The organism is Sphingobacterium wenxiniae, from assembly GCF_900116225.1.
Classification (GTDB): Bacteria; Bacteroidota; Bacteroidia; order Sphingobacteriales; family Sphingobacteriaceae; genus Sphingobacterium; species Sphingobacterium wenxiniae.
In genome coordinates, this window is record NZ_FOZZ01000014.1 from 39,512 (window position 1) to 50,635 (window position 11,124).

The 11,124-nt window shown below is 42.4% G+C and carries 8 protein-coding genes and 1 pseudogene; all 9 read left to right on the forward strand.

Annotation, left to right across the window (positions count from 1 at the left end):
- Positions 1 to 42: 42 nt before the first annotated feature.
- The 9 genes and pseudogenes from BM375_RS15225 to BM375_RS15265 all read left to right on the forward strand — a co-directional run bounded on the left by BM375_RS15225 (position 43) and on the right by BM375_RS15265 (position 11,097).
- Positions 43 to 1,353, forward strand: coding sequence for a DEAD/DEAH box helicase (locus BM375_RS15225; protein WP_093367307.1), 1,311 nt, complete (start codon positions 43 to 45; stop codon positions 1,351 to 1,353).
- A 2-nt stretch (positions 1,354 to 1,355) separates the two neighbouring features.
- The gene (locus BM375_RS15230; protein ID WP_093367308.1) at positions 1,356 to 1,601 is read left to right on the forward strand and encodes a hypothetical protein; all 246 of its coding nucleotides are present in this window, start codon (positions 1,356 to 1,358) and stop codon (positions 1,599 to 1,601) included.
- A gap of 54 nt (positions 1,602 to 1,655) precedes the next feature.
- Positions 1,656 to 2,006, forward strand: coding sequence for a gliding motility protein GldC (gene gldC / locus BM375_RS15235; RefSeq protein WP_093367310.1), 351 nt, complete (start codon positions 1,656 to 1,658; stop codon positions 2,004 to 2,006).
- Between the two features lie 69 nt (positions 2,007 to 2,075).
- Entirely contained in the window at positions 2,076 to 2,486 is a 411-nt protein-coding gene (locus BM375_RS15240; protein WP_093367311.1) for an EVE domain-containing protein, read from the forward strand.
- Between the two features lie 406 nt (positions 2,487 to 2,892).
- Positions 2,893 to 4,176, forward strand: a pseudogene (locus BM375_RS17530) (hypothetical protein); the annotation flags it as partial.
- A gap of 174 nt (positions 4,177 to 4,350) precedes the next feature.
- Positions 4,351 to 5,055, forward strand: a complete 705-nt coding sequence (locus tag BM375_RS17535; RefSeq protein ID WP_262987268.1) for a prolyl oligopeptidase family serine peptidase — start codon at positions 4,351 to 4,353, stop codon at positions 5,053 to 5,055.
- A 358-nt stretch (positions 5,056 to 5,413) separates the two neighbouring features.
- On the forward strand, positions 5,414 to 6,148 hold the full coding sequence (locus BM375_RS15255; RefSeq protein ID WP_093367316.1) for a LytR/AlgR family response regulator transcription factor: 735 nt from the start codon (positions 5,414 to 5,416) through the stop codon (positions 6,146 to 6,148).
- A 4-nt stretch (positions 6,149 to 6,152) separates the two neighbouring features.
- A complete protein-coding gene (locus tag BM375_RS15260; RefSeq protein ID WP_093367317.1) occupies positions 6,153 to 9,353 on the forward strand; it encodes a sensor histidine kinase in 3,201 nt (1,066 codons plus the stop codon).
- Between the two features lie 163 nt (positions 9,354 to 9,516).
- Entirely contained in the window at positions 9,517 to 11,097 is a 1,581-nt protein-coding gene (locus BM375_RS15265; RefSeq protein WP_139227617.1) for a collagen-like domain-containing protein, read from the forward strand.
- Positions 11,098 to 11,124 lie beyond the last annotated feature (27 nt).

Consider the following 11,124-nt stretch of genomic DNA (forward strand, 5'->3'; position numbering starts at 1 on the left):
TCATGCCAACATGAAGTGGATGCTTTTCCCTATCTTTGTCCAATGGCATCATTTGAAGATTTCAAGTTCAATAAACAGATACTGAATGCAATAGCAGAAGCGGGTTATGAAACGCCTACGGAGATACAGCAGAAAGCAATAACACCTATTCTTGCCGGACAGGATGTAATGGGTATAGCGCAGACGGGAACGGGTAAAACGGCAGCTTTCGTATTGCCAATGCTCATGAAGCTGAAATATGCGCAAGGCAATGACCCAAGGGCTTTGATTCTTTCCCCGACGAGAGAATTGGCGATGCAAATTGAAGAGAATATTCGTTTGTTTTCCACCTATTTAGATCTGCGTACTGTGGTTCTATACGGTGGTCTAGGTCCTAAGACCCAAAAAGAGCAATTAGCAGCGGGCTGTGATATCATCGTGGCCACTCCCGGTAGGTTTTTGGATCTCTATCTGGAAGGCGACATCCATACCAAATCACTGAAATTCCTAGTAATGGATGAGGCGGACAAAATGATGGATATGGGCTTTATTTCCAAAATACACCGTATTTTAGAAATTGTACCGCGCAAACGTCAGAATCTATTGTTTTCAGCGACTATGAGTGAATTGGTTCGGAAGATTTCGGGTGATTTTTTGGCATTCCCAACTGTGGTGGAAGTCACGGAACAGGCTACTCCTGCAAAGACGGTCTCACAAACGTTATACTTTGTGCCTAATCTGAAAACAAAATTGAATTTATTGCAGCACCTCTTGAAAGATGATGAGTCCTTCAATAGGTTGATCGTGTTTTGCAAAACAAGGGCTGTAGCAGACAATGTTTTTCGCTTTCTCGAACGTAAGTATGGCGAAGAGAATGTGCGTGTTATTCATGCCAATAAAGGACAGAATACGCGTATCAATTCCATCAATGCTTTTAAAGAGGGAAATATCCGGATTTTAGTAGCTACAGATGTAGCAGCACGAGGACTGGATGTGTCTAATGTCAGCCATGTATTCAACTTTGATGTGCCGATAGTTACGGAGGATTATGTACACCGTATAGGTCGTACAGGCCGTGCTTTTAATAATGGCGATGCGATTACTTTCTGTAATCCGGCAGAGGAATATTACCTCAAAAAAATTGAAAAGCTTATTCGCCAATCTATTCCTGTAGCGGAAGTTCCGGAGGATGTGTTTGTCGAGAAAACCGGTTTTGAAGAGCGGCAAGAGATTGCACGGGAAATAGATGCTCAAAAGCGCCGTGAAAATCCAGACTTTAAAGGAGCGTTTCACGAGAAAAAGTATGCCCCGAAACCAACACAGAAAAACAATAAGGGGCGGAAACCGACCTCGAAAAAAACAAAAAGACGCTAAGCATGAAACTGACACCCTTAAATATCGTGTTGGCCTGTTTTTTGGCTTGGTGCGTTTCTGAATGGGGCAACGATCAGTTGCAAATGACCTGGTGGGCTATCTTATTGATGGTCGTGCTGCTAATTGTATGTGATTTGCTGTTTCGAATCGTGCTGAAAGATTTTAAGCGCCTATGGATGGGGCAGATTGGTTTTGTGTTGATTGCGGGGATATTAATGGTCGTGATACGCGTGATGATTTATAAATAGAGCTTAGAGCAATAGGCTGTAGGCAATAAGCTTTAAGCCACAAACTTTAAAAATATGAAAACAGCAGAAATAAAACTTAATGTAACATTGGATGAGCAGAACATCCCGGAAAGCATAGACTGGTCATCTACTGATGGTGAAACATCGGAAGAGATGCCATCTAAAGCGATGTTCCTGTCTTTGTGGGATGCGCAGTATAAGAACTCCTTACGTATAGATTTGTGGACGAAAGATATGCCTTATGATGAAATGAAGCGTTTCTTCTACGAGACCTTGCAAACCTTAGGTGATTCGTTTCTACGCGCATCAGGGGGAGATCCGATGGCAGAAAAAGTAATTGGTGATCTACGTGATTATTGTGCGCATTTCGCTGATAAGATGGAGGTATTGGAAACTGGAGATTAGAGGACTGGAAACTGGAAATTGGACCAGGACTTACTACTTACAACTTACTACTGATAACTTTAAAAAACGATGAACTACTTTTTAGTAAAATCAGAACCATTCAAATATAGCTGGGAGCAGTTTAATAAGGATGGACAAACCTTTTGGGACGGTGTGCGCAATTATCAGGCTAGGAACAATCTGAAGGCGATGAAAGAAGGTGACTTGGTGTTGTTTTATCATAGCAATGAAGGGAAAGAGGTTGTTGGTGTGGCTAAAGTTGTGAAAGAATTTTACCAAGACCCAACCACCGAAGATCCGAAATGGGTTGCGGTGGATTTAGCACCTGTAGAAACTTTCAAAACACCGGTTACTTTGGAGACGATTAAAGCTGATGAATTTTTGCAGGATATAGCTCTGGTTCGTCAAGGCCGACTTTCTGTAATGCCACTGAAACCCGAAGAATTTGACCGAATAATTGAGTTAGGTAATAACGCCTAAAAAATATGGAACAGGCCAATTGGTCTGTTCCCTCCTTCATTCCCCCCTTGTATATCCAAAAATAGCCTAAAAGGCACAGTTGTCCGATTTTTTTGACCTGGGATATGATCAATCATTAATAGGTCTATTTCATCATCTATGACGATATAGCTATATTCATGCATGAGGTGTGGATCTTTAGGGTTAAATACAATGTTGTTGTTACATTTTGTGTGTTTTGTTAAAAAAATAGTACAAATAACCTGCACGTAGGGCGTGTGTTAGCTGTTTTTTCTGCCATTTTTTATTTCAGGAGCATCGTTTGTCTATTTGTGTTTGTGGATAGAGTTAATCGTCTCTATATTAGTCTTATGGAAATATGCAAGTTGCTTGTCATGTTACCATACGAATCTTAAAACAGAACGATATGAAAAAACTAATCGTACTACTTACAGTGATTACCTTGGGGCAAATCACGTTTGCCCAATACCGCTACCCGGCTTCGAAAACCGTAGAAGTATCCGACACGTATTTCGGAACCACAGTATCTGACCCCTACCGTTGGTTGGAAGATTTGAAAAACCCAGAAGTGGAAACTTGGTTCAAGGCACAGGCGGATTATACCAATGCGGAGCTTGCCTCCCGCATGGGCGGGACCAGTCAGGACATCTTGATGAAAGAATTGAAAGCGTTCGACAATATGAAATCTGGAAGATATTCGCCTGTTGCTAAAGCCGGAGGCAAATATTTCTACGAGAAACGTCTGCCGGATGAACAGGTTTCAAAACTGTATTACCGACAAGGCAAAAATGGCAAAGAAATTTTACTCTTTGACCCGCAGGCTTTTGTAGAAGGGAAAACATACGATTACAGTCCGAGTGTAAGCGCTGACGGAAGTAAAGTCGCAATGGTATTGAGCGAAGCGGGAACTGAAACCGGTGATATTCATATTTTGGATGTTGCCACAGGAAGTTTTTTGTCCGATGTTATTCCGCATAGCACGGGTGGATTTGCCGAAGGGAGCAACACAGATCTGCATTATCATCAACTTAAAGGCTATGATGTTCACGACCCTGAACAGCGCTTGAATATCCCTTTCAAGCTGCACGTTCTCGGAACGCCTGTTGAAGAAGATATGGTATTGGTAAGTGCTAAAAACAATCCCGAACTGAATATTTCGGCAGAGATTCATCCGGTGATTATGGAGTTTTGAGGTTCGCCTTATATGCTCTTGGGATTATTTACCGTAGATAATAATGCGCCTTTGTACTATGCCAAAAGGTCTGAACTAAAATCAGAAAACATCGATTGGAAACCTTTGGCAACCAAAGAGGATGAGATACAGGGTGGTTTTATGAAAGGAACGGATATTTTCCTCCTGACCACGAAAGGAAACCCGAAATTCAAAATCATCAAAACTTCGTTGGATAATCCTGATTTAAAAAATGCAGCAACCATTGTGGAAGGTAACGATGAATGGCAGCTTTCGCCCAGTGCATTTACAGAAACCAAAGATTATTTCCTCTTCAACAAGACAAAAGATGAATTGCTCACCAAAACGTATCAGTACGAGTACAAAACAGGTGCAATTTCCGAAATCAACGTTCCTTTAGAAGGGAATATCTCTACTTGGAGCTGGTCAAAAGAAGATAACGAAGTTATTTTGGTAAATAGAGGTTGGACGACGCCGTTTAATTATTACAATTACGATGTAGAGACCAAGGACTTTTCTGACGGAATTTTGTACGTAAAATACAAGTATCCTAATTTAGAAAATATTGTTTACGAAGAAGTTGAAGTACCGTCTTGGGATGGGACGCTTGTGCCGTTGAGCATCGTTTACGACAAGACCAAATTGAAAAAAGACGGTAGCAACATCGCTTTTATGGAAGGCTACGGTGCGTATGGGGCAAATGCTTACACCCCGTATTTCGCAGCCAATAACCTGGCTTTGCTCAATCGTGGCGTTGTCATGGCTTATGCGCATATAAGAGGGGGTGGCGAAAAAGGCTACGAATGGCATCTGGCAGGAAAAAAGACCACCAAACCCAACACCTGGAAAGATTTTAACGCCTGTGCAGAATGGCTCATCGAAAACAAATATACTTCATCGGACAAATTTGGTATTTCAGGAGCAAGTGCCGGAGGAATTTTAATTGGCCGAGCCATTACCGAACGCCCCGATTTATATAAAGTTGCCATTCCAAAAGTGGGCGCTTTAAATATGATGCGAATGGGGTTTTCGCCGGGCGGACCTGTCAACATCCCTGAGTTTGGTACAGTCGAAATCGAAGAAGAATTTAAGGCATTGCTGGAAATGGATGCTTACCAACATATTCAAAAAGGGGTAAAATATCCGGCACAACTGATTACAACAGGCTTTAACGATCCACGCGTACCGAGTTATAATTCCGCAAAATTTGCCGCAAAAATGCAGAATGAAAACGGTTCGCAAAATCCGGTTTTCTTGGATGTCGATTATAGCGCCGGGCACTTCGGCGGCAGCACCATGGACGAGTATTTTGCCCAAATAGCCAAAGAATATGCCTTTTTGCTTTGGCAATGCGGGGATACAGAATTTCAGAAGTAACGAACAATTCAGATCTTCAAGATTTTCAGAATCTTGAAGGTCTATGTCTGCCCTGTCTGGTCATTCGTTTGAAACGAGTTATAGTCCTGCCTTTTAATCTCCCGTCAAAGCCGGGACGGGCTTTCTCCAAAGGAGAGGGAAACCAATTAGTTTCCTTGACAGTTAGATAGGTAGCAAGCTATATAGCTCCCTCTCCTTTGGAGAGGGTTGGGGAGAGGAAAATAAAGCAGGACTCAGACTGACAGTTCCCTCCCTCATTCCCCCCTTTCACATACAGAAATAGCCTTCTTGCTCATTTATAATGAAAATTATAAATAGAATATTTAGCTTTATATGAGCAATTGTATAGCATGATATTATGATGAAGGCCGTTATATTGGATGATGAAGTGAAAGGAAGCTCCCTTTTACAGCATAAGTTGAAACCTTTTTCATCACTTATCTCCGTAGAGAAAGTCTATAATGATCCACAAAAAGCGTTACGTGAAATAGCTTCTGTGAAACCCGATGTGCTGTTTTTGGATGTAGAAATGCCGATTTTAAACGGATTTCAATTCCTCGAAAAATTGGGGTATTTTGATTTTGAGGTAATCTTTGTGACAGCTTACAATATGTATACCTTGGATGCATTGCGAGCTGATGCTTTGGATTATTTGCTGAAACCGGTAGATCCTGAGGAATTGGAATGTGCGGTCAATAAGCTCTATAAACGGATAGAGGCGAAGAGAAATCGGCATACCGTTGAACCGCTGCGGGCTCCTAACACCAGTGATCGATTGGCTCTGCCGACAGGAGAAGGAATATACTTCGTTAAAAAAGAGGATATTATCAAAGTAGAAGCCATGAGCAACTATTCTGTTTTTAAATTAAAGAATGCCATGAAAATTATTGTTTCTAAAACGTTGAAAGAGTTTGAAACAGTGTTGGAGGCGGGCAATTTTTTGCGGGTTAACCGAAGCGTAATTGTTAATCTCGATTATATCGTCCGTTATAAGAAAGGCGAGGGGGGTACGTTGGAATTGGTAGATGGTTCAGAGATTGAGGTTTCTGCGCTTAAGAAAAACTTGTTATTGGAGCGATTGTTAGGCGATTGATAGGATGATAGGCAGAGCAGGATGTGGTAATTGGGTATGGGTTCTACTTTGTTGGATAACCTGTGTGTCGTTATGTTCGGCGCAGCAGCAAATCCATAATTACCTGCATTTTACTACGAGAGATGGGTTGCCCAGTAATAATATCCGTGATGTCAAACAAGATAAAGATGGGCTTCTGTGGATTACGACCAAAAAAGGACTGGCTTATTTTGATGGCACACATTTCTTTTCGATCAATTTCAATAGCGGAGAGCAACTGTTTTCTACAGATCTGGGACAACTAAGCCTGTCCAATAATGGTTTGAAGATCTGGATAACCACGTATAATCAAGGTCTGTTGTGCTTTGACAGGACACAGCCATTAGAACAGGCCGTTAAGGCTTATGATGTGCAGGTTGCCAATGGACAAACGGCTCTGCAAAAGCACGAATTGTATGCAGTGCACGTAGCTTCTTCGGGACTGGTCTATTTTGGCGGACAGGAAACGGATCTACAGGTCTTGGATCCAAAGAGCGATAAAACGCAGGTGATAAAGCTCGGCGATAAAAATAGACACGAAACCATATACCGTATTCGGGAAGACCGTTATGGGAGACTTTGGATTGGCACGCGATATGGCGGTATTTATTCCTACAATCCGAAGAATAGGGAAATTACCTCGTATGATTTGGGAAATACAGGGGAAAATGGAAGTTCAGCATTATGCTTTGTCAATGATGAAGTATATGCTTCCTATTATGATCACGACATGGTGCGGATTGACCCGAAAAACCGAACGATTGTCGATAAACGTATCTTGGGGATGGAAGTCAACCAAGAGCTTTATGAAAATCATATTGATGATATGGCCTATGATGCGGAACAACAGCAATTAATAGCTACACATCGCACGGAAGGACTTTATAGCTACCATATTCCATCCAAAACATTGGATATTATCGGCTGGGATGAAATCTCGCCAGAAGAACCTGTCCAGACAGCTATACACAGCATCCACATGGTTCGTGAAGGTTATTATCTGTGTACAGCAAATGGGTTATTTTATTATTCTCACAGATTTAACCGACTACAGGAATATATTCCAGATACAGAAAAGCCTATTGAAAAAATTTTTAAAATAGAGGGGCAACTATGGTATGTTACGGCGCAGGAAATCGGACAATTATCGTCTGATTTTAAGCAACGGTTGTCAGCTATTCCACTGAAAGGATTGCGTGTTAGCGGAATACATGTGGTAGGGTCGACGATATATTTGTCAACTTATGATAAGGGCATTCATGTTTTTGATGCAACATCATCTTCGATAAAACCTTTATCCGTAGTAGGGGAGATCTTTGGTCTGGGAAAAGCAGACTGCAATACTGTTTTACCCGATACAATTGATAATGAACCTGTGCTTTGGATAGGTTCGTGGAGCTCTGGTTTGTATAAGTATCATTTTCCTACCAAAACTATCCAACGATTTAACCAACAAAATGGACTTCCGGACCATAAGATTATTAGCTTGGGAAAGGATAAGGCGGGAAATATCTGGCTGGGAATGGATGGGTATGGAGCCGTTCAGGTAACAGATAAGTCAAAGGGAACATTTACCCACTTTCTGCATACGCCTTTGCCGTCCAGTCTGGCGTCAAATACAGTTTTTAACTTCCTATTGGATGCCAATGGGAGATTTTGGTACAGCAGTGGGCAGAGTGGGATAGGGCTGATTGATTTCTCTTCAGACTCGGTTACCTTTCGGCAGGATAGGGACAATAACCAATTCCCATGGGTATATGCCTATGCATTAAAGGCTGACGATAAGAATCGCATCTGGATGCAAACACCCGATGGGGTCATGATTTTTCATCCCGAGCAGCGCACTTTTTCACAACTGCGCACGGGTGATGGCGTGTTCCCGCCGGAACGGTTTCGTGTGTCTAATTTCTATTTTGATGACCAAAATATTATTTGGCTAACAGATAAAGGATTGATAAAGGGGGAAATGAAAGATGTATATAATACGGATATTTCCGCTTTCTCTCCCTTAATTAGTGCCTTTAAAGTATTGAATAAGGACCATACCTACCGCCTTTTGCAGGATGCCATTCGGCTGAACGCAAAAGAGAATACGTTCTCATTTACATTTTCTACACCTGCACTTGTAAAACATAATCACCTGCGATATGCTTATCGTTTGGATGGGGTAGATGAAGATTGGGTAATAGCCGATGATCTCCAACAGGCGATTTATACCAATGTAGCCGGAGGGAAGTATACCTTTTATCTGAAGGTTGGTGATCTGGACGGCAACTGGTCTGAAAAGGTGCTGGGTATACCTGTATATGTGAAAACAAACTGGTACCAGAGCTTATGGTTCAAGTTTATGGTTGCAGGGATATGTTTTTTGGTTATCTTTCTTTTTCAGGCCTATCGCATCAAGCAACAGAAACAAGTGAACGAGTTGCAAAGGGCATTCACCGTGACGCTACAGCAGGAACTGGAAGCCAACGAGAAACAGATAAAAGAGCAGGCACAAATATTGGAAAGGGAAAAACAGGAGAAAATAGAATCGGAATTTAAGCAACAGCTGTATGAAAGCGAACTAAAGGCTATTCGTTCGCAGATGAATCCGCATTTCATTTTTAATATACTGAATTCCATTGAGGCTTATGTCGTGGAGAATGATGCCCGTAGCGCAAGCAAATTGATCCATAAGTTTGCCGCATTAAGCCGTATTGTCTTGGAAAATTCGCAATTTGCTTTAGTATCCATCGTGTCAGAATTGCAGTTGGTCAAGCTCTATCTGCAATTAGAACAGGAGCGCTTCGACCATAAATTCAGTTTCGAGATTCAGGTGGATGAAAAACTGGAAAAGCAAAGCGTAAAAATCCCTTCTATGATTATCCAGCCTATTGTTGAGAATGCTGTTCATCACGGTATCCGGCATCTGCAAGACGCGGGAAAGATACTGATACGTGTTACTGAGCAGGAAGATTCTATTGTCATCGATATATTGGATAATGGTGTCGGGTTTGATTCGACTTCGGTCTCGGATTCCTCTCCTTTTAAGACCACATCCTTCGGACTAAAAGGGGTCGAACATCGGCTAAATATGCTGAACGGTCAGTTAGCAAGCCAACGTGCTTTCTTTACCATCGATAATCAACCAGAGGAAGACGGTTATACAGTAAAAGTAACCATGTTGCTTCCTGCTATGCTATAAACTTTCGGTATTCCCTCACCCAATTCAGACTTTCACGCATTAAAAATCCCTGTTTGCTCATTCTTGAAAAAGCGTAAAGAAATATTCTTTCTATTTGTTTTGTGAACTCTCTCTATGAGCGGATTCTAAGTTAAGCTAACAACTAAAAAATAAATATTTCGATATGAAAACGCAAAACATTTTTAGGGCAATTCTTATGGGAATAGGCCTGTTTATTTTTATAGCAGGGTGCACAAAAGAAGGTGCTGTTGGTCCACAAGGACTGCCGGGAGAAAGAGGTGAGCGTGGTGAACGCGGAGAGAGAGGAGCTGCAGGGGATGATGGATCGCGTATATTTAGTGGTACAGATGCACCCACCTCTAACTTAGGAAATGTAGGTGACTTCTATTTCCGAACTTCCAATAGTGATTTTTATGGGCCAAAGACATCATCCGGTTGGGGAAAACCTGCCAATTTGAAAGGGGCTACAGGAGCCAAAGGCGCTACGGGAGCTACCGGAGCTGCAGGTTCAAAAATACTGAGTGGTACGGTTGCTCCGACAACGGGTCAGGGCGCCAATGGTGATTTCTACTTCAATACGGTAACAGCCGATTTCTATGGTCCTAAAACAGGTTCGGGTTGGGGTACGGCGATCAACCTAAAAGGTGTAAAAGGTGCTGACGGTTCGCGCATTTATAGCGGAGCGAATGCTCCAGATGCAGCTTTAGGAAAGAACGGCGATTTCTACTTCCGTACTAACGGCCTCTTCTATGGTCCTAAGACGGCCTCGGGCTGGGGAACGCCTGTAAACTTGAAAGGAGCTACGGGTGCAACTGGAGCCACGGGGGCTACCGGAGCTGCAGGTTCAAAAATACTGAGTGGTACGGTTGTTCCGGCAACGAATCTGGGTAGAAACGGTGATTTCTATTTCAATACGGTAACAGGCGATTTCTATGGACCTAAAACAGGTTCGGGTTGGGGTACGGCGATCAACCTAAAAGGTGTAAAAGGTGCTGACGGTTCGCGTATTTATAGTGGAGCAAATGCTCCAGATGCAGCTTTAGGAAAGAATGGCGATTTCTACTTCCGCACCAACGGCCTCTTCTATGGTCCTAAGACAGCCTCGGGCTGGGGAACGCCTGTAAACTTGAAAGGCGCTACGGGTGCAACAGGAGCTACTGGTACCGCAGGTAAAGATGGGTCTAAAATACTTGCCGGAGCAGGAGCACCGTCAAGCTCTATCGGAACTGTGGGCGATTTCTATTTGGATACAGCAACTGGGAATATATATGGGCCTAAAACGACAAGTGGATGGGGAAGTGCTATTCTCAGCGTGAGAGGTCCTGCTGGTCCTACTGGTCCACGTGGTCCTGCCGGTCCTCAAGGCCCTGCAGGAACGGCCAATGTAATTTATAGCGACTGGATTAAACCAAGTTGTGACGACTGTTACTACTTTGATATTGATGTTCCGCAATTGAAAGATGAGATTCTTCACCGTGGACAGGTTTTAGTCTATAGAGGTGTCATGAAAGGTGGTGACTTAATATTTGTTGATCAGTTAGGATCTGATAGTGCTCCCACAACTGGTTTTTATTATACAGCATATTCAGGCCGTATAAGTATTAATGCAAGAAGAAATTCGAAAATTTATGTAGATGATGCTGTGTATCGTTACGTCCTCATTCCAGGTAGTATACAGGCAAGCGCTAAAGTCAATTTTAAGGATTTTAATCAAGTGAAAGCAGCATTTAATATCCCGAATTAGGTTGATAATTTCGATAACCCGCATGTG